Source organism: Oceanicaulis sp. MMSF_3324, assembly GCF_030733545.1.
Classification (GTDB): Bacteria; Pseudomonadota; Alphaproteobacteria; order Caulobacterales; family Maricaulaceae; genus Oceanicaulis.
The window spans coordinates 64,474-89,976 of sequence record NZ_JASHIU010000008.1 but is presented as its reverse complement, the minus strand read 5'-3'; the positions used below and the strand labels follow the sequence as shown (position 1 = coordinate 89,976).

24 protein-coding genes are annotated in these 25,503 nt (G+C 62.5%); 10 read left to right on the top strand and 14 right to left on the bottom strand.

Annotated elements, in window-relative coordinates:
* Positions 1-185: 185 nt before the first annotated feature.
* From RBA95_RS09445 to RBA95_RS09425, 5 genes are all read left to right on the top strand, one after another.
* Positions 186-1,610 (top strand): amidohydrolase, encoded by a 1,425-nt coding sequence (locus RBA95_RS09445; RefSeq protein WP_306016595.1) that lies wholly within the window; start codon positions 186-188, stop codon positions 1,608-1,610.
* On the top strand, positions 1,610-2,881 hold the full coding sequence (locus tag RBA95_RS09440; RefSeq protein WP_306016594.1) for an amidohydrolase family protein: 1,272 nt from the start codon (positions 1,610-1,612) through the stop codon (positions 2,879-2,881). The genes RBA95_RS09445 and RBA95_RS09440 overlap by 1 nt, the downstream gene beginning before the upstream one ends.
* Before the next feature lie 170 nt (positions 2,882-3,051).
* Entirely contained in the window at positions 3,052-4,491 is a 1,440-nt protein-coding gene (locus RBA95_RS09435; protein WP_306016593.1) for a DEAD/DEAH box helicase, read from the top strand.
* Between the two features lie 159 nt (positions 4,492-4,650).
* Positions 4,651-5,652, top strand: a complete 1,002-nt coding sequence (locus tag RBA95_RS09430) for a GGDEF domain-containing protein (protein ID WP_306016662.1) — start codon at positions 4,651-4,653, stop codon at positions 5,650-5,652.
* Positions 5,653-5,714: 62 nt separating this feature from the next.
* Positions 5,715-6,467 (top strand): TMEM175 family protein, encoded by a 753-nt coding sequence (locus RBA95_RS09425; protein ID WP_306016592.1) that lies wholly within the window; start codon positions 5,715-5,717, stop codon positions 6,465-6,467.
* Positions 6,468-6,497: 30 nt separating this feature from the next.
* On the opposite strand, the gene RBA95_RS09420 is transcribed toward RBA95_RS09425, so the two are convergent.
* The 11 genes from RBA95_RS09420 to RBA95_RS09370 form a co-directional block, all read right to left on the bottom strand.
* Positions 6,498-7,097, bottom strand: coding sequence for a glutathione S-transferase (locus tag RBA95_RS09420; RefSeq protein ID WP_306016591.1), 600 nt, complete (start codon positions 7,095-7,097; stop codon positions 6,498-6,500).
* A 76-nt stretch (positions 7,098-7,173) separates the two neighbouring features.
* Complete coding sequence (locus tag RBA95_RS09415) at positions 7,174-7,533, bottom strand: iron-sulfur cluster assembly accessory protein (protein WP_306016590.1); 360 nt, start codon at positions 7,531-7,533, stop codon at positions 7,174-7,176.
* Positions 7,534-7,543: 10 nt separating this feature from the next.
* Positions 7,544-7,999, bottom strand: coding sequence for an SUF system Fe-S cluster assembly protein (locus RBA95_RS09410; protein ID WP_371933602.1), 456 nt, complete (start codon positions 7,997-7,999; stop codon positions 7,544-7,546).
* Positions 8,000-8,013: 14 nt separating this feature from the next.
* Positions 8,014-9,255: an aminotransferase class V-fold PLP-dependent enzyme gene (locus RBA95_RS09405; protein ID WP_306016588.1), complete on the bottom strand. Its 1,242-nt coding sequence runs from the start codon at positions 9,253-9,255 to the stop codon at positions 8,014-8,016.
* Complete coding sequence (gene sufD / locus RBA95_RS09400) at positions 9,255-10,352, bottom strand: Fe-S cluster assembly protein SufD (RefSeq protein ID WP_306016587.1); 1,098 nt, start codon at positions 10,350-10,352, stop codon at positions 9,255-9,257. Before sufD ends, RBA95_RS09405 begins: the two co-directional genes overlap by 1 nt.
* Positions 10,352-11,116, bottom strand: a complete 765-nt coding sequence (gene sufC / locus RBA95_RS09395) for a Fe-S cluster assembly ATPase SufC (protein ID WP_306016586.1) — start codon at positions 11,114-11,116, stop codon at positions 10,352-10,354. Before sufC ends, sufD begins: the two co-directional genes overlap by 1 nt.
* A 102-nt stretch (positions 11,117-11,218) precedes the next feature.
* Positions 11,219-11,830, bottom strand: coding sequence for a hypothetical protein (locus RBA95_RS09390; protein ID WP_306016585.1), 612 nt, complete (start codon positions 11,828-11,830; stop codon positions 11,219-11,221).
* 25 nt (positions 11,831-11,855) lie between these two features.
* Positions 11,856-12,221 (bottom strand): barstar family protein, encoded by a 366-nt coding sequence (locus RBA95_RS09385; RefSeq protein ID WP_306016584.1) that lies wholly within the window; start codon positions 12,219-12,221, stop codon positions 11,856-11,858.
* Positions 12,222-12,223: 2 nt separating this feature from the next.
* Positions 12,224-13,735: a Fe-S cluster assembly protein SufB gene (sufB, locus tag RBA95_RS09380; RefSeq protein WP_306016583.1), complete on the bottom strand. Its 1,512-nt coding sequence runs from the start codon at positions 13,733-13,735 to the stop codon at positions 12,224-12,226.
* A 21-nt stretch (positions 13,736-13,756) separates the two neighbouring features.
* A complete protein-coding gene (locus tag RBA95_RS09375) occupies positions 13,757-14,896 on the bottom strand; it encodes a cysteine desulfurase family protein (protein WP_306016582.1) in 1,140 nt (379 codons plus the stop codon).
* Positions 14,893-15,360 carry an Rrf2 family transcriptional regulator gene (locus RBA95_RS09370; RefSeq protein ID WP_306016581.1) on the bottom strand — a complete coding sequence of 156 codons (468 nt, stop codon included), beginning with the start codon at positions 15,358-15,360 and terminating at the stop codon, positions 14,893-14,895. Before RBA95_RS09370 ends, RBA95_RS09375 begins: the two co-directional genes overlap by 4 nt.
* Before the next feature lie 233 nt (positions 15,361-15,593).
* Between RBA95_RS09370 and RBA95_RS09365 the strand changes: the two genes are divergently transcribed.
* Positions 15,594-16,277, top strand: a complete 684-nt coding sequence (locus RBA95_RS09365) for an alpha/beta hydrolase (protein ID WP_306016580.1) — start codon at positions 15,594-15,596, stop codon at positions 16,275-16,277.
* 56 nt (positions 16,278-16,333) lie between these two features.
* On the opposite strand, the gene RBA95_RS09360 is transcribed toward RBA95_RS09365, so the two are convergent.
* Both RBA95_RS09360 and RBA95_RS09355 read right to left on the bottom strand, forming a co-directional pair.
* Complete coding sequence (locus tag RBA95_RS09360) at positions 16,334-17,440, bottom strand: anhydro-N-acetylmuramic acid kinase (protein ID WP_306016579.1); 1,107 nt, start codon at positions 17,438-17,440, stop codon at positions 16,334-16,336.
* Positions 17,437-20,916: a DUF3971 domain-containing protein gene (locus RBA95_RS09355; RefSeq protein ID WP_306016578.1), complete on the bottom strand. Its 3,480-nt coding sequence runs from the start codon at positions 20,914-20,916 to the stop codon at positions 17,437-17,439. Before RBA95_RS09355 ends, RBA95_RS09360 begins: the two co-directional genes overlap by 4 nt.
* 91 nt (positions 20,917-21,007) lie before the next feature.
* Here RBA95_RS09355 and bcp point away from each other — a divergent pair, with 91 nt between their 5' ends.
* The 4 genes from bcp (at position 21,008) to RBA95_RS09335 (ending at position 24,272) form a co-directional block, all read left to right on the top strand.
* Positions 21,008-21,475 carry a thioredoxin-dependent thiol peroxidase gene (bcp, locus tag RBA95_RS09350; RefSeq protein WP_306016577.1) on the top strand — a complete coding sequence of 156 codons (468 nt, stop codon included), beginning with the start codon at positions 21,008-21,010 and terminating at the stop codon, positions 21,473-21,475.
* The gene (locus RBA95_RS09345; protein WP_306016576.1) at positions 21,475-22,314 is read left to right on the top strand and encodes a ferritin-like domain-containing protein; all 840 of its coding nucleotides are present in this window, start codon (positions 21,475-21,477) and stop codon (positions 22,312-22,314) included. The genes bcp and RBA95_RS09345 overlap by 1 nt, the downstream gene beginning before the upstream one ends.
* A 154-nt stretch (positions 22,315-22,468) precedes the next feature.
* Positions 22,469-23,707: a M23 family metallopeptidase gene (locus tag RBA95_RS09340; protein ID WP_306016575.1), complete on the top strand. Its 1,239-nt coding sequence runs from the start codon at positions 22,469-22,471 to the stop codon at positions 23,705-23,707.
* Between the two features lie 67 nt (positions 23,708-23,774).
* Positions 23,775-24,272 carry a polymer-forming cytoskeletal protein gene (locus RBA95_RS09335; protein ID WP_306016574.1) on the top strand — a complete coding sequence of 166 codons (498 nt, stop codon included), beginning with the start codon at positions 23,775-23,777 and terminating at the stop codon, positions 24,270-24,272.
* Between the two features lie 75 nt (positions 24,273-24,347).
* Here the strand turns inward: RBA95_RS09335 and prfB are convergent.
* Positions 24,348-25,461, bottom strand: a protein-coding gene (gene prfB, locus RBA95_RS09330) for a peptide chain release factor 2 (protein ID WP_306016573.1) whose coding sequence is annotated in 2 segments (ribosomal slippage) — positions 24,348-25,391 and positions 25,393-25,461 — 1,113 coding nt in all. Because the reading frame shifts where the segments join, the coding sequence is not laid out codon by codon here.
* Between the last annotated feature and the right edge of the window lie 42 nt (positions 25,462-25,503).

Here is a 25,503-nt window from a genome sequence, read left to right as displayed (position 1 = left end):
CATGGGCTCTGTCGCGTCCTAAAAAGGCGAAGACGTGGCGCAAACGGCGCCATTACACGACACGACGGCGGACTTGACGGCAGGTGTTATCAAGTAACCCCTTCCCTCACCCCTCAAAATTAAGCCAGTCTGCGCGCTTCGCGATCCGCGCCTCGCGAACGGCGCGATAATAAGGGGAGAGTTCCGTGCACAGAACACTTAAGGCGCTCGGCGCGTCGATAGCGGCCTTGTCCGCTTTCGGCCTGGCGGCGTGCTCATCCGAGACCGGTTCCGGTTCGGAGCCCAGCGGCGATGTGGACATCGTCCGGTATGACTCCAATCCGTTTCCCAGCACCTATGAGCCGGTGCCGTCCGGCGTCACACTGATTACCGGCGCCACCGTGTTTGACGGTGTCGGCGGTGAGCTTGAAAACACCGACATCCTGATCGAGAACGGCCGAATCGCCGCCATCGGCGCCGGTCTCTCGGCGCCAGAAGGCGCAAGCGTCATTGACGCCGAGGGCCGCTATATCACGCCGGGCGTTGTCGATATTCACTCGCACCTGGGCGTATATCCCTCGCCCAGCGTCAACGCGCACTCTGACGGCAATGAAGCTGTGGCGCCGGTCACCGCTGAAGTCTGGGCCGAGCATAGCGTCTGGCCCCAGGATCCGGGCTTTGACACGGCGCTGGCCGCCGGCGTCACCACGCTTCACATCCTGCCCGGTTCGGCGAACCTGTTTGGCGGACGCGGCGTCACCTTGCGCAATGTTCCCTCCCGGACGATGCAGGGCATGAAGTTTCCCGATGCGCCCTACACGCTGAAAATGGCCTGTGGTGAGAACCCCAAGCGCGTTTATGGCAATCGCGGCGGCCCGGCGACGCGTATGGGCAATCTGGCGGGCTATCGTCAGGCCTGGCAGCAGGCGAGCGATTATCGCCAGAGCTGGCGGGAATACTGGGAGGCTGCTGAGGCCGGTGAGGATGTCGATCCGCCGACCCGCAATTTCGAACTCGATACCCTCATGGGCGTGCTCGACGGCGAAATCCTGGTCCAGATGCACTGCTATCGCGCTGATGAAATGGCGATGATCCTCGATCTCGCCGAAGAGTTCGACTACCAGGTCACCACCTTCCACCACGCCGTCGAAGCCTACAAGATCCCCGACATCCTGGCTGAGCACAACACGTGCGCCGCGGTCTGGGCGGACTGGGGCGGGTTCAAGATGGAAGCCTATGACTCCATCCGCGAGAACCTGCCGCTGACCCATGCCGGCGGCGCCTGCGCCATGATCCATTCGGATTCAGATCTGGGCATTCAGCGCCTGAACCACGAGGTCGCGAAAGCGCTTTCCGATGGTCGTCGCATGGGCCTTGATATCTCCGACGCCGAGGCCGTCAGCTGGTTCACTTCGAACCCGGCGCGCGCTCTGGGCATTTTCGACGAAACCGGTTCCATCGAGGAAGGCAAGCGCGCCGACCTCGTGCTGTGGTCCGGCCATCCGTTCTCCAGCTATGCGCTGGCGGACAACGTCTATCTCGACGGCGCCTTGATGTTTGACCGCGCCGATCCCGAGCGTCGCACCGTGCGCGATTTCATGCTCGGCCAACCCGGTGAAGGAGACTACTGATGAAAAAGCTCCTGACCTCTCTTGCGCTGGCCGCCGCGGTGATCGCGCCCGCCAGCGCGCAGACTCTCGTGATCAATAATGGCCGCGTGGTCACCAACACCAATGCCGGAGTCATCCAGAACGGCGCCGTGGTGGTGCGCGACGGCGCCATCGTGGAAGTGGGATCTGATGTCGCCATTCCCGACGGCGCTGAAGTCATCGACGCGGAAGGCGGCTGGATCACGCCTGGACTGTTCCATCCGCAAACCCAGCTCGGTCTGATCGAGGTGGGCGCTGAGTCGTCCACCCATGACGACTCTGCTGAAGACAGCAGCTTCACCGCGGCGATTGATGTGGCGGACGGGTTCAATCCCTCCGGCACCCATATCGATTCCACCCGTCTTGAGGGCGTGACCCGCTTTGCGGTTCATCCCACGACGGGATCGGCCATCCTGGCCGGACGCGGCGCTCTGGCTGACGCAACAGGCGAACCTGACAGCCTGTTCGCCTCGCGCCAGTTCATGCTGGTGGACATGTCCCAGTCTGGCGGTCGCACCGCAGGCGGCTCGCGCACAGCCGCCTGGACCTTCCTGCGTGCGGCGATCGAGGATGCGCGTTTCTATCCAGGGCGCTTCATGTCTCACCATGAAGGCGACGCCATTGACCGCTATGATGCAGCTGCGCTCGTGAGTGCTGTCCGCGGTGAGATTCCGCTGATCATGCTCATGGATCGGGCGGCTGATATCCGACGGGCCATTGCCTTTGCCGACCAGTATCCGGCGATCCGGGTCATCATCGCCGGTGGCGCGGAAGCGCACCTTGTCGCCGATGATCTGGCCGATGCCGGGATTCCGGTCATCTATGATCCGATGCGCAACCTGCCGGACAGCTTCGACACCCTCGCCTCCACCAATGAAGGCGCGTCGATTCTTCATGAGGCCGGCGTACAGGTGGCTTACACAACGCTCGGTTCGGACCTGTACTTCAACCCGCGGCTTCTCGCCCAGCACGCCGGCATCGCCGTCGCGCACGGGGCGGATTGGGATGACGCCTTCCGGGCGGTCACCCTGACCCCGGCCGAAATCTATGGCGTGGGGGATCGCTTCGGCGCCCTGGCCACAGGTTACACCGCGGATGTGGTGGTCTGGGATGGAGACCCGCTGGAAGTGATGAGTGCGCCGACAAGCGTCATCATCGGCGGTGAACTGCAGAGCCTCGAAACGCGCCAGACCCGTCTGCGCGACCGCTATGCGGACGTCACAGACGAGCATCAGTACGCCTACGAGCACTGATCGCGTCCCTTAAACGTCACACATGGGCGTTTAAGACACAGAAAAGGGCCGGCCGCGTTGACAGCGCGCGCCGGCCTTTTATGTTCGCGCGACGCAAATGCGCCGGATGAGCTGGCGCCGGTTAGACAGGATCGACCCCGGTCCTGACCGATAAGCGACTTCAGAGGCGCATGACGTTTGAAGACCTCGGGCTGAGCCCCGCACTCCTGTCAGCTATTGCTGACGCCGGTTACGAAAAGCCCACCCCGATCCAGGAGGGCGCCATTCCTGTTGCGCTCACCGGACGTGATGTCCTGGGGATCGCCCAGACAGGCACCGGCAAGACCGCATCCTTCACCCTGCCCATGATCGAGCGCCTGTCGCGCGGCCGAGCCCGCGCCCGCATGCCGCGCTCTCTGGTGCTGGCGCCCACGCGCGAGCTCGCAGCTCAGGTGGCGGACAACGTCAAGCTCTACGCCAAGAACCACAAGCTCAACATGGCGCTGCTGATCGGCGGCGTATCGTTCGAGCCCCAGAAGAAGATTCTCGACCAGGGCGCGGACATTCTCATCGCGACTCCGGGACGCCTGCTGGACCATTTCGAACGTGGCGGACTTCTGCTGACCGGCGTTGATATCCTCGTCATCGATGAAGCCGACCGTATGCTGGACATGGGCTTCATTCCCGATATCGAACGGATCCTGAAACTGCTGCCCCCGCGCCGCCAGACCCTGTTCTTCTCGGCCACCATGCCGTCCGAAATCAAGCATCTGGTGGACACCTTCCTGCGCGACCCCGAACGGGTTGAAGTGACCCGCCCGGCTCAGACGGCCGAGACGATCACCCAGTACATCCTGCGTGTGTCCGACAATCAGGCGCGCACCAAGCGCGAAGCCCTGCGCGCCGCGATCAATCGCGATGGCGTGAAGAACGGCATCATCTTCTGCAATCGCAAGCGTGATGTGGATATTGTCGCGCGCTCCTTGCAGCGCCACGGATTCTCGGCCGCCCCGATCCACGGTGACCTTGATCAGAGCCAGCGAACGAAAACCCTCGCCGAGTTCAAATCCGGCGAACTGCGCCTTCTGGTCGCCTCTGACGTGGCCGCACGCGGTCTCGACATTCCGGCGGTGAGCCACGTTTTCAACGTGGATATTCCCCGCAACGCGGATGACTATGTCCACCGCATCGGCCGCACCGGCCGCGCCGGTCACAAAGGCGAAGCCGTGACCTTGGTGTCTTCAGAAGACTCCAAGGCGCTGGCCAAAGTCGTCAAGCTGATCGGCAAGGAACCCGAAGAGCTCAAGCTGTCCGAGGACACGCAGGCCGCGCCGGCCCAGGACGCCGCCCCGCAGACAGAACAGTCCGAAGACAAGCCCAAATCCCGGCGCCGTTCGCGCTCTCGCAACAAAGCCGAAGCTGAGAGCCCGGCTGCAGAGCCCGCCAAGGCCGAAGCCGCTTCGGAAAGCGTGTCAGAGACTGAAGCCGCCCCGCGCAAAGGCCGGTCGTCTCGCAATGAGCGCTCGCAACGTCAGGACAAGAAAGAACGTCCTGATCGTCACGAACGCGATCTGAGCCCCGTCGGATTCGGTGACCACGTACCGGAATTCTTGCTCCGTCCGGCGCTTTAATCGTCAAAAAAGCGCCCTGCGTTTACCCGATCTTTCGATTCAGATGCGATGGTTCCCGACAAGAACCGCAGAATAGCGGTCCAAGGTCAGGGGTTCGCTTTGAACGGTCGTCAACACGCTGCTGAAGGTATCGAAATCGGGCGCAAAGCGCTTGATTTGATGGCAAGTCTCGGGCTCGTGCCCACGCCGCACAACTATGCGATTTTCACCGCATATGTGTCAGATACGATTCCGGCCTTGTGCTCGGTGATCCAGGGGCATCTGGATCGCGACGAGCCGTTGACGTCTGAAACCCTCGAAGATCTTTACGATACCCATTTCAGCTTCAAGCGCATTCAAAGCGCTGTGCTCGACGCCGGCGGCGCCATGAGCCGCGAGCTGGGTTCGGTGGTGCAAACCCTGCAAGCCGCTGAACGCGATACCGCCGCCTATGGCGCGGAACTCGCTGGCGCTTCGGGCCGACTGGACAAAGTAACCGACGCCAACGCCATCAAGCAGATGGTAGAAGGCCTGGTCGCCGCCACGGCGCGCATGCAGCGCCGGTCGCGCGATCTGGAGCGGCGTCTCCAGGAGACCAGCCAGGAAGTCAATCAGCTCCGCAGCAATCTTGAAAAAGTGCGCGAGGAAGCGATGACGGACGCCCTCACCGGCGTCGCCAACCGCAAACGTTTTGACGAGTCCATGCGCAAGTCGCGCCGCGACGCCGATCTGACCGGCTCGCCCTTCTCGCTGGTGCTCTGCGATATCGACCACTTCAAGCGCTTTAACGACACCTGGGGCCACCAAACCGGCGACCAGATCATCCGTTTCGTTTCAGCCTGCCTGTCACGTTACGCCTCTGATCACCATGTGGTCGCCCGCTATGGCGGCGAGGAATTCGGCATCGTCATGCCGAACACTTCGTTGCAGGAAGCCTCGGCTATCGCCGAGAAGATCCGACAGGTCGTCGAGAGCAAGCGCCTGCTGCGTAAATCCACCAATGAGGACCTGGGCAACATCACGATCTCCATGGGGGTCTCACAGTTCAGACCCTCCGAAGTCGTGGAATGCCTCATCGAGCGCTGTGACGCCAATCTGTACAAGTCAAAACAGAAAGGCCGGAACCGTGTGACCGCCGATGGGTCTGACATGTCTGGCCGGCGCAGCACCGCTGCGGCCTGAAAGACAAACTGTTCCGGTTTGCGCTCCTGACAGGATCGTGCATGCTTCCCTGAGGGGGCGACATGGCGCGACACTACGCACTTCGGGGAGAACGGCACTTTCAATGGCGTGGACGAGACGTGTCCCGCATAGAAAACCTGTCCGATATCGTCTTCGCCCTGGTGCTTGCACTGGCGGCCACACAATCGATACCGACGACCTTTGATGAGTTGGCGGGATTGTGGCGCGACGCCCTGTCGCTCGCAGCTTGCTTCGCGCTGATCATATTCCTATGGCGCACGCACCATGTCTTCTTCAGGCGTTACGATCTTCAAGACAGCGTGGTCAGTACGCTCAATGCGGTTCTGCTCTTCCTGCTGCTCGCCTATATCTATCCCCTGAAGTTCATGACGGACTTCGTGATCAATCTCTATACCGGGTATTACACCGCCGCCCACCCGCCGAATGCCGTGCTGGAATATGCCCAGGTCAAATGGCTGTATCTGATCTATGGCGGGTTTTTCGCTGCCGTTTTCGGCCTTTTCGCCTTGCTGTACGCGCATGCTCTCCGACATGCAGACGATATCGGCCTCGACCCAGTAGAGCGTATCTACACCCGTTACGAAGTGGAGTTCGCGCTTGGCGTCGTCGTTCTGTCGATACTGATCGTGGTCTCCGCCTTCATGCTTCCCACAACCTATTCAGCCTTCGTCGGCATGGCCTATGCCCTTATGGGCGTTGTGGCGTGGATTGCGGGCGGGCGCGCGACAGCCAAAGTGAAAACCGTCGACTCTACAGCTTCCGCGCAAACAAAAACGGCCTCATCAGATCAATGAGGCTGTCCTTCAGGTCTTGCGCCCTGTCGCCTATTGGGGCGGACGGGTTTGCGCAAAGCTGGCGCGCTGGTCCCAACGAGCCGCGAATGCGCCAAGCTCGGGATAATCGCTGCGCCAGTCATATTCAGCAAAGCGCAGATCAAGGTAGTGCAAGGCCACAGCGACGCTGAGCGCGCCCAGGTCCACGGAACGCTCGTATTGGCCTCGGTCATCATTGAGAGCCTCAAGCGTGCGCTTGACGCCGCGCTCCCAGCGATCCGACCAGAAATCCCACTGCTTGTCTGAATCGCGCTGCATCTCGATGCGGCGACCAATCGTCAAATCGATCAAACCATCCGCCAGCGCCTGCTGGCGGAGCACGAGGATCCGGCTGGCGCCGCGCTTGGGGATCCAGTTTTCGTCATCAAGGCTGTCGATGAACTCGCAGATCAGCGGCGAATCCATGAGCGCAGGCGCGCCTTCGCGCGTCAGGGCCGGCACCTTGCCTAGTGGGTTGGCCTCCAGCAGATCCGCGGGATCGCTCCGAGGGTCGCACTCGATCACCTCGATCTTGTGCTCAAGGCTTTTCTCGATGATCAGCGCCCGGCATTTGCGTGCATAGGGCGAGGTCGGCGACACAAAAAGTTTCACAGCACCAGTCCTCCGTCAGAACCGGCATGAGGCCGTGCGTCTCCGTGAAAGGCAAGCACTGCCCGCAGAGTGTGCGCTAGTCAGCGGCTTGAGCGGGTACGAGGGTCACACTCTCGCCGCAGCCACAAGCGTCCGTCTCGTTCGGGTTGCGGAACACGAACTTGGCGTGCAAAGGCGTGACTTCATAGTCGACCTGAGCGCCCAGAAGGAACAACAGCGACTTGGCGTCCACGACGATCTCAACGCCCTGGTCCTCCACACGCTCATCAAGCGGGTCCGGTTCCGTGACGTAATCCATCACGTATTCCATGCCGGCGCAGCCGCCATTCTTGACGCCCACGCGCAAATATCCGGCGTCGCGATCCGCCATGAGCTTTTTCACGCGATCAGCAGCGGCTTCAGTCAGAGTGACGGCCTTGGGTCGTTGTCGGGCCATGATCGGCTCCTCAGAACATGTTCAGCGTCAGCTTGGCTTCATCGGACATGCGATCCGGCGTCCAGGGCGGATCAAACGTCAATGTGACATCGGCCCGGTCCACGCCTTCCACAGTTTCGCAGGCATCGCGGACCCAGCCGGGCATTTCGCCCGCCACCGGGCAGCCCGGCGCCGTCAGTGTCATTTCAACCTTGAGCGCGTGATCGGGCTCGAGATCGACCTGGTAGATCAGGCCCAGCTCATAGATATCGACCGGAATTTCCGGGTCAAAGACGGTTTTCAATGCCGCGATCACGTCCGTGGTTATGCGCTCGATCTCCTCTTGAGGAATATCGAGTTCGGCCTTGGCAGTACCGTCCGTCGTTTCAGACGTCACAGCCGCGTCTCCCGCATCTGCGTCGGTCATCGACGGCGCTGCGCCCAGATCCAGAACGTCACGGGTGTCACCCGTATTTTCAGTGTCCATGCTCATCATGCCCTCTAGATGAGAAAGCTCTTGGCTTTTCGCAATGCGTCGAGCGCCGCGTCCACATCCGCTTGAGTATTGTAAGCGGCGAAGCTGGCGCGCAGCGTGCCCACCACGCCGAAGCGTTGCATCAGCGGATGGGCGCAATGGTGCCCCGCCCTGACGGCGACGCCGTACTTGTCCATCAATTGAGCCAGATCATGCGGATGCGCGCCGGCCAGACCGAAGGAGGTGATCGCGCCCTTGTCCTGGGTGCGACCCAGAATGTGAGCGCCTTCGAAGTCCGCCAGGCCCGCTTCAAAGCGGTCCATCAGCTGACGCTCGTGTTCCATCAAGGCGATCCGATCCAGCCCCGACAGCCAGTCGATCGCGGCGCCCAGGCCGATCACCTCGGCGATGACCGGCGTGCCCGCCTCGAATTTGTGCGGGACATCGGCATAGACAACACCGTCCTCGCGCACTTCGGCGATCATCTCGCCACCGCCCTGATAGGGCCGCAGCCTGTCCAGCCAGTCGCCGGCGGCATAAAGCGCGCCTGCACCATTGGGCCCGTACAGCTTGTGGCCCGTCACGACGTAGAAGTCACAGCCGAGCTCCGCCATATCGACTGGCATGTGCACGGCGCCCTGCGAGCCGTCCACCAGCACGGCCGCGCCCACGGCATGGGCTTTCTCCACAATCGCCTCGATGGGCGAAATCGTGCCCAGAACATTGGACATGTGAGTGATGGCGACGAGTTTCGTCCGCTCCGTGACGAGCGCGTCAAACGCCTCCATGTCGAGCGCACCCTCATCGGTGACCGGCGCCCATTTCAGGACCACGCCCTTGCGTTCGCGCAGGAAATGCCAGGGCACGATGTTGGAATGGTGCTCCATCTGGCTGACGATAATCTCGTCGCCTTCCTGCAAGGTCGCGCCAAAGCTGTCCGCCACCAGGTTGATGGCTTCGGTCGCGCCCTTGGTGAAGACGATCTGGTCCGCCGATGCCGCGCCCAGAAACTTCGCCAGCTTGCCGCGGCTCGCCTCGAACGCTTCAGTGGCTTCATTCGCCAGCGTGTGAAGGCCGCGGTGCACATTGGCGTAGGAATGTCGCCAGACATCCGCCACCGCCTCGATGACCGCTTCAGGCTTCTGCGCCGAGGCGGCGCTGTCGAGATAGACGAGCGGCTTGCCGTTCACCTCGCGCTCAAGGATCGGGAACTGGCGGCGCACCGCCGTGACGTCAAACTCGGTCATGGATCTCAGTTCCGCTGTCATTACAGCGCCTCCAACATCGCCATGAGACGGGCCATCAGGCGTTCGCGGTCATCGTCGTCCCGGATGCGCTCGATCGGCTCGGCGAGGAAGCTCTGGGTCAGAAGCGCCCGCGCCTTGGTCTCGGGCAGTCCGCGCTGGCGCATGTAGAACAAGGCGTCCTCGTCCAGCGCGCCAAAGGCGTTGCCATGGGCGCAGACCACGTCGTCGGCGTAGATTTCAAGCTCGGGCTTGGCGTCGATCTCGGCCTTGTCATCCAGCAAGAGCCCGCGATGCTGCATCTGGGCATCGGTCTTCTGGGCCGCCTGCTCCACATGGATCTTGCCCTGGAAGACGCCCTTCGCGCCTTTGATGGCGGCGCCCTTGAACAATTCCTTGGTCACCCCGTTGGGGCCCTCATGGCGCACCAGCGATGTCTGATCGAGGTGAAGCCCTTCATCGAGCACATAGGCGCCATCGAGCTGCAGCTCGGCGCCCTCGCCGGCATGACTGACATGAGTTTCAAGACGAGCGAGCTTGGCGCCAAAGCCCAGTGTCGTCTGGTTGAGCCTGGCCTTGGGCGCCAGATCAATCAGGCTTGTGACCACCAGCGCTGCATCCGGAGATGCATGCTGTTCGATCACACGATCAAGCTGGGCGCCCGGCATCACGACGATGACCAGCGTCAGATTGGCGAAGCCATCCGCTTCAACGGCGTAGTTCTCGACCAGTTCGGCCTTCACGCCCTCCGGGACGAGGATCAGGACCTGCTGATGAGCAAAGCCCTTGGTCGCTTCGACCCCCAGCTCCAGCCGCTCGCCGTCTTCAAGGGTGTAAACCTGGATGTCCTCGCCCAGCGCCGAGGCGAGCCGCGGCATGAGAAGGCCCGGCTCCTCATCCTGCTCGGCCCAGGCATCAGGCTCGCGCGAAATGGTGAAGGTCAGAACGCCGGGCTCGGCGGGCAACTTGCCCACCACCGTGCGCAGATCGGTCCATTTCCAGTCTTCCACGCGGCGATGCGGCAAGCCCTGCTCACTGAGCAAGGCGCGCAGGGGCGCATCCTGGGGCAGCTGATCAATCAGCGCCGTTTCCATATCGGTGAGTTTGAGCGCTGCTGTCATTACGCCGCCTCGCCTGCGTATTTGTCATAGCCCTCTTTTTCGAGCTTGTGCGCCAGCTCGGGACCGCCGGTCTCCTGGATGCGGCCCGCCGCCATGACGTGAACCACGTCCGGCTTGAGATAATCGAGCAGCCGCTGATAGTGGGTGATCACCAGCATGCCGCGCTCTTCATTGCGCAAGGCGTTCACGCCGTCAGCGACCACTTTGAGCGCATCGATGTCGAGGCCGGAATCGGTCTCGTCGAGGATCAGGAATTTGGGCTGCAGCATCAGCGCCTGGAAAATCTCCATGCGCTTCTTCTCACCGCCCGAAAAGCCCACATTCACCGGGCGCTTGAGCATGTCATTGCTGATGCCCAGCTGAGCGGCCGCTTCGCGCGCCAGCTTCATGAAAGCCGGCGCCGGCACTTCCTCTTCCCCGCGCAGGCGCTTTTGGGCGTTCAACGCTTCCTTGATGAAGGTCAGGGTCGGAACACCAGGGATTTCAACCGGATACTGGAAGGACAGGAAGACGCCCGTCGCGGCGCGCTCTTCGGGCTCCATCTCGGCCAGGTCTTCGCCGTCAAAGCGCATGGTCCCGCCGGTGATCTCGTATCCCTCACGGCCCGAGAGCACATAGGACAAGGTGGACTTGCCGCAGCCATTGGGGCCCATGATGGCGTGCACTTCTCCCGCCGGCACCTCGAGGCTGACGCCCTTGAGGATCTCGCGGCCGTCGCCGTCTTCCGCATCCACACGCGCTTGCAGGTTTTCAATCACCAACATGGTCGTCTTCCTTATCGTCGCGCCGGCGCATGAGAGGGAGGCCGGCTCGAACCCTTTATCGTCTCAGCGTCACGCCCGATGGCGCACGCATGTCATCTCGTTCTAGAGCTCTGCTTCACAAGCGCTCAGCAGCGCATCTGCATCAAGCTCCATCTCATCAAATCCCGGACCGGGCATGAGAACACAGGCGCCATCGGCCAGATCGCTCTCAAGCGTATAAACGTGCTCCAGCCCATCTTCGCCCAAGCCATGGACCTGATAGCTGTAGCGCACTGCCGAAACGGCGACGCCCACGCCCAGCAAGCCGGTCTGCTCATCACGCTCCAGCGTGTTGGCGCCGACCTCATCGGCAAGGACGTAACGCCCCTGCTCAAGCCGCCAGACCCGATAGAGCGTGTTCGACATGCCCCCGGTCACCGGCACGAAGAGTTCTGAAACGCCGTCCAGATTCACGTCCAGAAGCATCGGGTCTGGCGTACTGACATCCCGCGCTTGGGTGAAGCTCTGAAGTTCCTCACTGTCTGACAGCGTCAGGAGACGGAAGGCATAGCCGTCTTCCTCCGCGGTGTAGATCAGAGCGCGCGCTTCATCGACCGGCTGAACGCAGCCTTGAGGAAAACCCTCGCCACACATGGCGAGGCGGGACGCTGAAGTCGGTGCTTCAGCTTGACTCTCAGGCTGATCGAAGCCCGACAGCAGAAGGGCTCCAAGCAACGACGCCCCAGACAAGGACAGTCGTTTAAACCCTTGCATCCTGTCCTCCATATTCTGGACTATCCACCAGAACGAAGAGAGGACGGCAGCCCACCTTACGTCTGTAATCGTTCACGCTGGCGAAGCCGGAGTAGAGAAACTCACACACATCTTTCATTTCGCCAGAAACGCCGTGAGTGTTTGGAAACTCAACAAGCAGAATGTCGATGCTCGCATCATCCGCGGGATTGCCTGGCGCAAGCTCATCGCCACGCATGCAATCAATCCAGGCATCCCGATTGCGCCCGTAATAGTCTGGGAAACCAAACTTTTTAGCGCAGGCCTCATGGAAAGACGCCCAGTCACGAAGCTCGTTAGATGCAAACCGTATGGTCGGGTAGTGCTGCGCCATCTCTAGCCCACGCTTCCTTCGAGCGAAACCTTCAGGAGCGCCTGGGCTTCCACGGCGAACTCCATGGGCAATTCCTGCAGCACTTCGCGGCAGAAGCCGTTCACCAAGAGCGCCACAGCGCTTTCTTCATCGAGCCCGCGCTGGCGCGCATAGAAGAGCTGTTCTTCAGAGAGCTTGGAGGTGGTCGCCTCATGCTCCAGCGTCGCCTTGGGCGTCTTGCACTCGATATAGGGCACGGTGTGCGCACCGCAGGTATCACCGATCAACAGACTGTCGCACTGGGTGAAGTTGCGCGCGCCTTCCGCCTTGCCATTGACGGACACAAGACCGCGATAGGTCTGGTCGGATTTGCCCGCCGATATGCCCTTGGAGATGATGCGCGACTTCGTATTGCGCCCCAGATGGATCATCTTGGTGCCGGTATCGGCCTGTTGGCGTCCATTGGTCACGGCGATGGAATAGAACTCGCCCTGGCTGTTATCGCCCTTGAGGACGCAGGACGGGTATTTCCAGGTGATGGCGGAGCCCGTCTCGACCTGGGTCCAGCTGACCTTGGAATTGCGGCCGCGACAGTCGGCGCGCTTGGTGACGAAGTTGTAGACCCCGCCCTTGCCGTCCGCATCGCCCGGCCACCAGTTCTGCACGGTCGAGTATTTGATTTCGGCGTCATCAAGCGCGACCAGCTCCACCACGGCGGCGTGCAGCTGGTTCTCGTCACGCATGGGCGCGGTGCAGCCCTCGAGATAGGACACATAGGCGCCCTCGTCCGCAACGATCAGCGTGCGTTCGAACTGGCCCGTGCCTTCCGCATTGATCCGGAAATAGGTGGACAGCTCCATCGGGCAGCGCACGCCCTTGGGCACATAGACGAAAGAGCCATCGGAAAAGACGGCGCTGTTGAGCGTGGCGAAGAAATTGTCTGTCACCGGAACGACTGAGCCGAGATACTGCTTCACGAGCTCGGGGTATTCGTGGACGGCTTCAGAGATCGGCATGAAGATCACGCCAGCCTTTTTGAGTTCTTCTTTGAAGGTCGTCGCCACCGAGACGGAATCGAAGACGGCATCAACCGCCACCTTGCGCTGCGACCCTTCGGTACGCGCATCGGCGGCGCTGGCGTCCGCGCCTTCCACGCCCAGCAGGACTTCCGCTTCTTTCAGCGGAATGCCGAGTTTCTTGTAGGTGTCCAGCAGCTCCTGAGGAACCTCGTCCAAGCTCTTGTATTTCGCAGAGTCCTTGGGGGCCGCGTAATAATACGCGTCCTGATAGTCGATGGGAGGATAGCCGACCTTGGCCCAGTCAGGCTCTTTCATCTGGGTCCAGCGGCGAAACGCCTCCAGACGCCATTCAAGCAGCCATTCCGGCTCGCCCTTCTTGGCCGAGATGAAGCGCACGGTGTCTTCGCTCAGCCCCTTGGGCGCGCGTTCTTGCTCGATCTCGGTCGTGAAGCCGTATTTGTACTTGTCAGACTCAAGCTGACGTACGTCTTCGATAGTTTCCTTGACCGCAGGCATAAGCCGCTTCCTTCTTCAGTCTCAAACCGCAGCGCGGGGGCGCACACGGTCGTATTCATTCAGCCAGGCGTTCGCGAACGCCTCGATATCGTCCCGGGTCGTCGTCCAGCCCAGCGAAATGCGCAGCGCGCTTTCCGCATCGCCGGTCGCCGCACCCATGGCCTCGAGCACTTTGGACTTGCGCACCTTGCCCGATGAGCAGGCCGAGCCGGCGCTCACCGCGAAGCCGTTAAGGTCAAGCGCAATCACCTGGATCTCGCTGGCCCAACCCGGCGCGGACAGACACAGCGTATTGTCCAGGCGTTCCGCCGCTTCGCCCCAGATAGTGATCTGGGGCGCGCCCGCTTTCAGTCGCGCTTGCAGATCATCGCGCAAGCTTTTGATCTGGCTCAGCTCTTCTTGACCACCCGCTACAGAAACAGCGGCGCCGAATCCGGCGATGCCAGCCACATTCTCAGTGCCTGCGCGGCGGTTTTTCTCCTGCCCGCCGCCAATCAGCTGAGCTTCAACGCCCGCTTCACAGGCCACAGCCAGAGCGCCGACGCCTTGCGGCCCACCCAGCTTGTGCGAGGAGAAGGCGGCGAAGTGCGCGAAGGATCCCGCAAAGTCGAACCCGGCCTTGCCCAGCATTTGCACGGCGTCGATGTGATACAGATGCCCCGCCTCGCGGATCATCCGGCCCGCTTGCGAATAGGGCTGGATCACGCCGGTCTCGTTATTGGCCGCCATCAGCGCGAACAGGATCGGCGTTTCGCCTTCTGTCTCAGCGCGTTGGAGGCGTTCTTTCAGCCAATCGAGATCGGCTTGGCCTGTGCTCAGGACCGGCCAGACCTCACACGGCACACCCAGCGCTTGCGCTGCAGCGCCCACCGCATCGTGCTCTATGGTGGACACGATAACGCGCTTGGCGCCAGCCGCGATTCCTGCCTTCAGACCGAGATTATTGGCTTCCGTGCCGCCCGACGTAAAAACGAGATCCTCCGCGCGTGCGCAAATCTTTTTAGCAATGACAGTGCGTGCCGCCTCGACACGGGCGCGCGCCGTCCGCCCCGGCCCATGGACCGAGGACGGATTGCCTACAGCCTGCAGCGCCGCCATGACAGCGTCGCGGGCTTCAGGCCGGACCGGAGCGGTCGCGTTATGGTCGAGATAGACCGTCACTCCGCCGCCGCCTCCAGGGTCGTCTCACCGGTGCGTCGGCGCATGGACATCCCCATCACGCGGCGCTCCAGAACATCTTCGAGGGTCACATCGTTGAGGAAGAGATGAATGTGGCGGCTCAGCTCATCCCACAGATCGTGGGTGATGCAGCGTCGGCCGCTTTCCATGCAGCCCGTCGCCTTGCCCTGACAGCGTGTGACATCCACAGGCTCTTCAACGGCGAGCATGATGTCGGCGATACGCGTTTCATTCAGGGCGCGCGCCAGCTTGTAGCCGCCGCCCGGCCCGCGCACGGACTTGACGACGCCGGCGCGACGCAACTTGGCGAAGAGCTGTTCCAGATAGGACAGCGAGATTTCCTGACGCGAGGCGACATCGCCCAGCGGCACGGGTTTCTCAAGGCTGGCCTGGGCGAGATCGACCATGGCCATCACTGCGTAACGCCCCTTGGTGCTCAGCTTCATGACATTATCCTTGGCTAACCCGAACAAATAAGCGCGGCGCGCTCGCATTATGCGGCCCGGCTGTGCTATGAGGCCGACCCGTTTGTCTCACATCTATCGCGCACAAGGGAGCTAGGATCCCTAGCGCGAGAGTCAAGTATTAGGACTTGGTTTTCCCATACCCCTTGCACCGCCTGGAAATCAATTCCTGAGTGCAGAGCTAGGGAAATTGCAGCAGGACCCGTAATCCTTCCATGCCCGACGTTATCATTCCCGGCCCGGCCGGCCGCCTTGAAGGCAAATACAGCCCCTCCAAGACCCCTGGCGCGCCCGTTGCGCTGATCCTGCACGCGCACCCGCGTGGCGGCGGTCATATGGACACGCCGGTCACCAACATGATGTATGACGAGTTCAAGGAGCGCGGTTTCTCCGTGCTGCGGTTCAATTTCCGCGGCGTGGGACGGAGCCAGGGCGCTTATGACCAGGGTCTGGGCGAGCTGTCTGACGCCGCCACCGCGCTCGACTGGGCGCAGGCGCACAATCCCAACGCCTCCTATTGCTGGGTGGCCGGCCACTCCTTCGGCGCCTGGATCGCCATGCAGCTGCTGATGCGGCGTCCGGAGATTGCGGGCTTCCTGTCGGTCTCGCCGCCCACCAACATGTATGACTTCAGCTTCCTCGCGCCCTGCCCGGCCTCGGGCCTGATCGCGCACGGGGAGTCGGACGCCATCGTGCCCCATGACGAGATGGAGCGCGCCATGAGCAAGGTGCGAACCCAGAAGGGCATCGTGATCACACACGACATCATCAAGGGCGCCGGTCACCTCTTCACCGACCATCTCGAACCGCTCGAAGCCTCGGTGAAAGCCTATCTGGACAAGCGACTGCCTGAAGTGGAAGTCGAACGTTCGGAAATGGTCAGCACCGGCAAGCGCTAGCCACAGCGCGAACCGAAACAGAAAGCCCCGGTCCGGATGGCCGGGGCTTTTTCGTTTCAGGGTCGGGCGATCTGGCCGCCGGTGAGCGGCGCGCTCACGCCTGTCGTTCCGGGAAAGCTGAGGGGCAGTCCTCGTAGCGTGCGCGCCGCCAGAACCGCGAAGGCTTCCGCCTCGATCAGGTCCCCGCGCCAGCCCACGGCCTCGGCGCTGCAGACCGAAACGCCGGTGACGGCGCTGATCCGGTGCAGCAAATCCGCATTCTTGCGACCGCCGCCACACACAATCAGTCGGCGCGGGCGTTCCTTACAGGCTTTCAGGCCCAAACCAATCGCCTCTGCGGTAAATTGGGACAAGGTGGCGGCGCCATCCTCAACCGTGAGATTGCGCGCCGGGTCGAGCGAAAAGTCCCACCGATCAAGGGATTTGGGGCCTTCCAGAGCAAAATGCGGATGCGCCATCAGCTCGGCCAGTCCCGCTTCCAGAACGCGTCCCTGCGACGCCAGCGCCCCGTCGCGATCCATGGGCGCGCCGGTCTGCTCCTCGACCCAGGCGTCGATCAGACCATTGCCCGGCCCCGTGTCAAAGGCATCCAGAGCGCCATCCGACCGGATCAGGGTCAGATTGGCGACGCCGCCGATATTGAGGACGCCCAGCGGCTGTTCCAACCCGGCCCACCGAGCGAGCACTGCGTGATAAATGGGCGCCAGAGGCGCGCCCTGGCCGCCCGCCGCCATGTCCGCCGTGCGAAAGTCATAGGCGACCGGCACGCCCAGCCGTTTGGCGAGCGCCGCGCCATCACCCAGCTGACGAGTCCGGCCTGCAAGGCCCGCGGCCGGCGGTTGGTGTATGACCGTCTGACCATGAAAGCCCACAAGATCGATCTCGGAGACCGAACGCGACGCCAACCGGGCCACCTGCTCCACAGCTCGGGCATGGGTGTCTGTCAGAACGGCTTCAGCGTCGGAAAACACATCGGGCTCATCGCCCTCGAACCGCCAGCTGAGCGCGGCCTCCACAGCCGTTTTGAGGACTGCGCGTTCGTTCGCTTTAAACGGAATCTCACACCCGGGTCCGAAATGACTGATGGTCTCACCATCGGTTTCAAGCAGGACAGCATCGACACCATCCAGAGAGGTGCCGCTCATAAGGCCGATTGCAATCATTGCGCATCCCCTGGCGTGTCTGCATCCGGCGCCGCTTCGTCTTCAGAAGGCGGCTCTGGCGCCTCTCCCTGCTCATCTGCTTGAGTGGGGGCGTCCTCTGGATTCTCTGGCGCATTTGACTGGTCGGCTTGTCGTTCGGCCTCCAGCGCATCGAGCTCACGTTCAGCCGAAGTGCCCTCGAAGATGCGGCGGAACACGCCGGGCGCCAAAGCCGAGAGCGGATTGGCCGTCACGCGGGTCTCGCTGAACGGGCCGCTGACGGAGAACGTCACGCCAATCACGCCTTCGCCCTGCCGCGAGGTAAAGAGCTCGCCCAGCACAGGCACCGATCCCAGTATCGAATTCACGCCATAGGACGGCAGCAGCGTGCCGTTGACGGTCAGGCGCTCTTCGCTGAAATCGACCAGACCGGTCCATGTGGCGCCCAGCGAAGGGCCGGCCACGCGGGAATCGCGCATTTCGAGAATGCCGTCCTGCCAGACAAACCGGCTTTCAAGCCGCTCAAAACCGATGCCCTGCCCGCTCAGAAGCCCGCCTAGCCCCTCCAGCGAGCCCGCCGCCAGTATGCGCGCCAGCAAGGGCATGCGATTGAGCGTGAAATCACCCACCTCGATCTCACCGCTTACACCACCGGTCTCTCCCAGCGGAGGCGCCACGCCTTCCAGCCTCAGCGCCCCGCCATAGATGTTGTCAAAACCGGCAAAGGCGGAGAGTAACAGACCGGCATCCGGTCCCATGGCGCTCAGGCGGCGCACGCCCGTCACCGCTTCAGGTTCAAACCGGACGATCACCGGCCCGCCTGCAGCATCCGCCTCCAGCACAAATCGGGCGATGCCTTCCGGGCGTGAATAGAGTGTCAGCCCCACATTGGTGAACGCCTGATCGCGGACCAGGGCGCGTCCCAGAACGCCCTCGAAATTGACGCTGGCGCCCAGATCCCCGCCGCCCGAGGGCGCCGCCATGCCAAACAGGTCCCGAGCGTCCAGGAAGGGGCCCTGCACCGCAATGTCGAGCACGCCCTCAGGTCCGTCAGGACGCGAAATCACGGCGCTGAGGTCCATGCGATCCTCGATGAAGACTCGTTCGGCCTCTGCAGACAGCAAACGACCATCCGCCGCCATTTCCGCTCGGGTGTTCAGCACCACGCCGTCGCCATCCAGCTGCAAGCTGTCTAGCGCGATCGCCCCGTCCTCGGACAGGGTGGCGGCCAGAGAGGCCGTGGCCGGCTCGCCCGCAGGCTTGTCCCAGAGATTGGCTGGCAAGGCGATTGCCGTGTTCTCTAGATCCAGGTCCAGATTGACTGTCGAGAAGTCAAATCCGCGACCATTCATCACCGCTTCCACGCCCACCGCGCCGTCCATGAACCGCCGCAGGGGCAGTCCCACCTGATCGAGCTCTCTCGCCGTCATGGTCGCGTTCACCCGAACCTGGGTGGGTTGGGCGTCTGGCCCCAGACCGAAGGTTTCGGTCCAGACGATGTTGGCGTCCGCCGAAGCGATGCGGGCATCGCCTTCCGCGTTCAAGCCCTCGGGCGTGACCGAAATGGACACAACGCCATCGGTCAGCTCCACACCGGGAGGCCCCGCCGGGCCGGAAACGTCCTCGAACGTTCCGGAGAATTCAAAGTCCAGATCCTCGGCTGGAACAGAGCGCAACATGGGACGGCGAATCTCGAAACTGAGCTCGCCCTGACCGCCGAACGCTTGAGGATCGAAGCCATACTCGCTGGCGAGATTGAGCGGCGGCTCGCTGACCAGCATCAGCACGTCAGCAACATCGCCCATGCCGGAACCGCCAAATCGCGCGATCGCACCTTTCGGATTCAGACGCGGAATCTCGACATAGATCCGGGTCGCCTCGATATCGCCGATCGCGCCGCCTGATCCCTCAAGAGACAGGGAATTGCCGCGCAGCACCGCTTCACCCGACAGGCCCAGCAGCGGCGTCATCGTGCTCATATAGCGCACATCGGCATCGCTGAAATCGAAGCCGAGAGTCAGCGCATCGTCCTCGATCGCCTTGGCTGCGAGCGCTTGCGCACCGAGGTTGAGGTTCAGACGCGCATTCGATAACTGGCCGTCCAGTATGCTGTCGCGCACCCAGTCCCGCGCGCCGAGCGCAAAATCGACAGGCCAGTGGTTGAGCACATCGGCCTTGGACAGCGTCCCCTGGACCGGCCCCTCAAGTTTCAGGGTCGGCAAGAGTCCGGCATCTGTGTCTTCCAGCGCCACAGAGCCCGTCAGGCGCGCCGTGGCCGCCGGCAAGACCGCGTTCAGGGCCTCGAAACTGATCAGGGGTTCATCAATGTCGAGCGCACCCGCCATCTCCACAGATCGCCATTGCACGGGTTGCGGAAACACCCCGCTGAGATCAAGGCGCCCCTCTCCCGCAGACAATTCGTAGGAGGCCCGGGCGGGAATGGCGTTGTCATAAGCCGAGAAGTCCTGAAATGCGCCGCTCAGCGTCAGGGTCAGAAGATCGGAATCCACGCTCAGCGCATTCAGGTCAAGGCGACCAGCCTCCACATCCAGCGCCGCGTCGATGCTGGCCGCACGGATCGCGGTCTGGCGCCCGCCTGACCGGATGACGCCGGTATCCGCCTCCATCTGCAAGCTGGCCTGGCGCAGTCCCGCCTCCCGGGACGCATCGAACACAAGATGCATGTCAAAGGGCGCATCCAAAGCAGACAAGCCCGTAAACGGCCCCTGCAGGGGCGCCGCCGCCGCCGGCACCAGATCAGACAATCGCGCCTCGACGAACACGCTTTCAAGCGAGCGGCCTGACTGGATGTCGAGCGTGATGGGCGCGCGCCCCGCCGAGGTGATGAGCCCGCCCTCGGCCGTCAGCGACAAGGCGCCCTCGGTCATCTCCAGCACGCCGCCCATGCCCGTGAACAAGCCGGTCCAGTCGTGAAACTCATCACGCATCTGCAAGGTGACGTTTGACACATCCACCCGCAGCAGACGCGCAAAGACACGGCTCGCACGATCCATGTCGAAATCGGGAACGGCGTTCTCGCTCTCCTGGGTCGCCCCGAACCGGTCCTCCAACGCGCCCAAGCCCCCGGTCAGGCGGCCCAGCTCGTCTCGATAGAGCCAGAGCGTGCCGCCCCGCGCTTCAAGACTGACGGGCGCCACCCGTCCCGTCATCAGCAGGTCGAGCGCCACGCCGGCCTCGATCTGTTCAGACGCGATGATGACATCGCCATTGGCGCGTGTGATCCGGACATCGCGCGCCGTCACGACCAGCGCGGCATAGGCCGGGTCAAAGCTGATCTCCAGGTCGCCGATCGCCGCCTCATCGCCCTTGACGGCTTCGAGCAGGACTTCGGTGACGACCGGGCGGATCATCTCGGCGTTCACCGGGCCTTCCGCCAGCCGCCAGAGCGCGGCCCCGAACGCCACCACAGCCAGCGCCAGAAGCGCGGCAATCACTTCAAGCAGGTAAAGCAGAGACAGGCGGGCGATACGGCGCATGTGAACTCAAAGTCGGGTCGCGACTGGACGCGGCGGGTCGAATTGACAATCTTCCGCCCCAACGGTTCGGAAAACATCAAGGACAACACTCATGAGCGAGCTTAAGCCCGGCGACAAGGCCCCAGACTTCACGCTGCCTGCAGATGGCGATCGCCAAGTGAGTTTACGCGAGCTGCAGGGCAAATCTGTCGTCCTGTATTTTTACCCCAAGGACGACACCCCGGGCTGCACGAAAGAAGCGATCGGCTTTTCAGAAGCCATCGACGAATTTGACGCCGCGGGCGCCGTTGTCATCGGGGTCTCCAAGGACACCGTAGCCAAGCATGACAAGTTCCGCGACAAGCATGACCTCAAAGTGATGCTGGCGTCGGACGAAAGCGGCGAAGTCGTCGAAGCCTACGGGGCCTGGGTCGAAAAGAACATGTATGGCCGCACCTATATGGGCATTGAACGCTGTACCTATCTCATCAACTCGGACGGCGTGATCCAGCAGGTCTGGCGCAAGGTGCGGGTCAAGGGCCATGTCGAGGCCGTGCTCGAAGCGGTCAAAGCGTCCTGATGACGCCGGGCACGCTGGATTCAGTGATGGCGATGGCGGCTCAAGTCGTGGCGACCGCCGCACCGGACGACAAGGTCCGTCTAGCGCACGCCACGGCCGCCGCCTGGCGGGCGGGCGAGCTTGAGGCGCCCGAACGCGGCGCGGCATCCTGCGCGCCGGATACGCCAGGCCGCCCCCCTCACCCTGAGCTCAAGCCGCCCGCGCGGGTTCCGCGGCGCCGGCTCGGCAGCCCCGCCGGACGCTTTGCGTTGATGCATGCGGTCGCTCATATCGAATTCAACGCCATTGACCTGCATTTTGACATGGTCGCCCGCTTCGCCGGGGATCCGCGTATCGCCGACGACCAACGACACGCCTTCGTGTCGGACTGGATCAGCGTGGGTGATGACGAGGCGCGACACTTCACCCTGGTGAGAGACCGCCTCAAAGAGCTGGACGGGGATTATGGGGATGTCGCCGCGCATGACGGCCTGTGGGAAGCCGCCAGCAACACGGCCGGCGATCTCGCCGCCCGGTTGGCTGTGGCCCCCATGGTGCTGGAGGCGCGCGGTCTTGACGTCACGCCGATGATGATCGAGAAGCTGCGCTCGGTCGGGGATGAGGCCAGCGTCGCCATTCTGAACATCATCTACGAAGAAGAGGTGGGCCACGTCGCCGCAGGGTCACGCTGGTTCAACCATGTGTGCCGGGATGAAACGCAAACGCCTGAACAGTGCTTCCACCGTCTAGTTTCGACCTATTTCCGCGGTGCGCTGAAGCGTCCTTTCAACGAGCCCGCCCGCACTGCTGCAGGGCTGCCGGGATGCTTCTACGAACCTTTGGCGGAGGCGCTTTCCTGAAACCAGCGCTTGCAAGACTCAGCAACACACCAGACAAATTTCTGTCCGCGCCTTAGGGACCGGAACGAGGTTTGCAACGGATCAGTTGATAAACGATGCGTTATCATGCGAGATAGCGCATCGAGGGGTGAGGATAGCGAGGCAACGCAGTCGGATGGTGAAACGACTACTGGCCGGACCATGGGAGCAGATCAAACAGCGCTTCCCAGATCGGCAGATCTATCACCGGACCGAAGGTCAGGTGCGATACTTCGCTATCACGACCGAGATGCAGCTCTCGGCTATCGCTGGCGTGTGTTTGCTGGCGGTGTGGTTGTCCCTCACCACGGTCGGCATGCTGCTGGACGGGCGCGCCGATCACCGCGCCAAGCAGCAATTTGCTGAAATCGAAGCGGAATACCGAAATGAGGTTGATGAAGCGCGCGCTGCAGAGGCCGCCGCCATCGCCTATATGGAATCGCGCACGGACGCCTTTGACCGCACGGCGGGCGAGTTCCAGATGCGCCACGACACCCTACGCCGACTGCTCGATTTCGCCGATGATCTGTCAGTCGGGGAAGAGCGTGAAAGCCCCAGCCTTGATGAAGGCCGGATCCTGATGGCCGCGGCGCCAGCGGACCCCGATCCGCGTCAGGCGCTCGTCGATCCTGTCGGAGAAGAGGCGTTTGACGGCCTCGCCGAGGAGCGCGTGGCCGCCCTGCTCGCCGATCAGGAAGCCGCGCTTGCGGAAGCCGAGAATGCGGCCGAACGTCGCCTGGAGAATTTGCGCGCGGTTCTGCGCCTGACCGGCATGCGCGTCGACGAAGCCATGCAGGAAGGCCCGCTGGAAGATGAGGATGGCGGCACCGGCGGCCCGCTCATCAGCCTGGACCAGGCGCCGCTGTTCAGCGAAGCGCTCAATCTCGAAGACCCGTTCAATGCCCGCGTCGCCCGCATCGCCAACCGGCTGGTGGAGAGCGAGCAGATCGAAACGCTTCTGAACCACACCCCGCTCGGCCTGCCGATTGACGGGCCGTTCCGTGAAACCTCACGCTATGGCGCACGCATCGATCCGTTCACGCGCCGTCTCGCCATGCATGCCGGCAAGGACTTCGCAGCCTTCAGGAACGCCCCGATCGTGGCGCCGGCGCCGGGCGAGGTCGTTTACGCGGGCTGGCGAGCCGGGTATGGTCGTACGGTCGAAGTGGATCACGGATACGGGTTCCGCACGCGATATGGCCACCTTCACTCCATCGATGTGCGCCGCGGTGATGATGTGGAGCTGGGACAAAGACTGGGGGGGATGGGGTCGACCGGTCGTTCAACCGGGACGCACCTCCACTACGAAATCTGGTTCCGCGGCGAACACATTGACCCCGAAGACTACATAAGAGCCGGACGCTATGTTCACTAAAAAAGACACGCCCCCGAGCGACAACACAGCCGCCGCTGCGGCGCCTGCTCCGACCAAGAGGTCCGCCATGAAAGCCAAAGCCCCTTCCATTCTGAGCGCTGATCTGAAGATCACCGGCTCGATCGTCTCTGATGGCGAAGTGCAGCTGGACGGCACTGTAGAAGGCGATGTCCGCGCCACGGACCTCACCATTGGCGAAGAAGCCTCCATCAAGGGCGAAGTCATCGCCGAGAATGTGGTCATCCGTGGCCGCGTTAACGGTTCGGTTCGCGCCCGTCAGGTGCAGCTGTCCTCGACTGCGCGTGTCGAAGGCGATGTCATCCATGCGACCCTCGCGATCGAAAGCGGCGCCTATTTCGATGGCTTGTGCAAGCGCTCCTCCGATCCGCTCTCGGATGTGAAATCGCCGCCCGCCAACGCCAAACCTGCGGCTCAGAGCACGAGCTCCGGCTCCGGCTCCGGCTCCAGCACCGGCTCAACCGCCTCCTCCACCACGCCGCCGCCTGCTGCGGCAGCCAGCTCGGACAAGGCAGTGGCCAACGACCCGTTCACCTCCAAATCCTGAGACGACGGGTTTTGCGAATACAAAAAGGGCCGGTGCTGAGCACCGGCCCTTTTCATTTTGCTCAGCTTGTCAGGCCTAGTCCTCGTCGGACTTGCCCACGCGCTGCGCCAGGGCGGCGGCCATGAAGTCATCAAGATCGCCGTCAAGGACGCCCTGAGTGTCAGACGTCTCGACCTGGGTGCGCAAATCCTTGACCATCTGATAGGGCTGCAGCACGTAAGAACGGATCTGATGTCCCCAACCGATATCGGTTTTGGATTCCGCGTCGGCCTGGGCGGCCTCCTCACGTTTCTGAAGCTCCAGCTCGTAAAGACGGGCGCGCAGCATGGTCCAGGCATTGGCCCGGTTCTTGTGCTGCGAGCGGTCGGTCTGGCAGGCCACGACGATACCGGTCGGCTCGTGGGTCAGACGCACGGCGGAATCGGTCTTGTTCACGTGCTGACCGCCCGCGCCCGAAGCGCGATAGGTGTCCACGCGAACATCCTTGTCCTCGATCTCGATATCGATGGCGTCATCAACCAGCGGATAGGTCCAGACCGAGGCGAAGCTGGTATGACGACGCCCGGAACTGTCATAGGGCGAGATCCGCACAAGCCGGTGAACACCCGCCTCGGTTTTCAGCCAGCCATAGGCGTTGTCGCCCTTAACCAGAATGGTGATGGATTTCAGACCGGCTTCATCCCCGGCCTGCGCCTCGATCACTTCAACCTTGAAGCCGGATTTCTCCGCCCAACGGGTATACATCCGCGCCAGCATGGAAGCCCAGTCCTGAGCCTCGGTGCCGCCTGCGCCGGGGTGAATCTCGAGATAGCTGTCATTGCTGTCCGCTTCACCAGACAACAAGGCTTGCAGCTCGGCCTTGCCGGCCCGCGCCCGCAGCGCTTTCAACGCCTCGGCTGCGTCCTGATAGAGATCCTCATCGCTATCCATTTCGGCCATTTCGGCCAGCTCGAGCGTGTCTGCGAGATCGGCGTCGATCTCCTGCACCTCGGTCATGGACTGATCGAGCCGGTTGCGCTCACGCATGAGCTTCTGCGCCTCGGTGGGATTGTCCCACAGACCGGGATCTTCCGCCTTGGCGTTCAGTTCATCGAGTCTTTTCTCAGCCGTAGGCCAGTCAAAGACGCCTCCGTAGCAAGGCGGTGGACTGTTCGATGGCGTCTTTGAGTTCAGCGATCTCGGCGCGCATAGCGGATCTCCGATAGTCTTGGAAAACAGGTCTGGAAGGGGT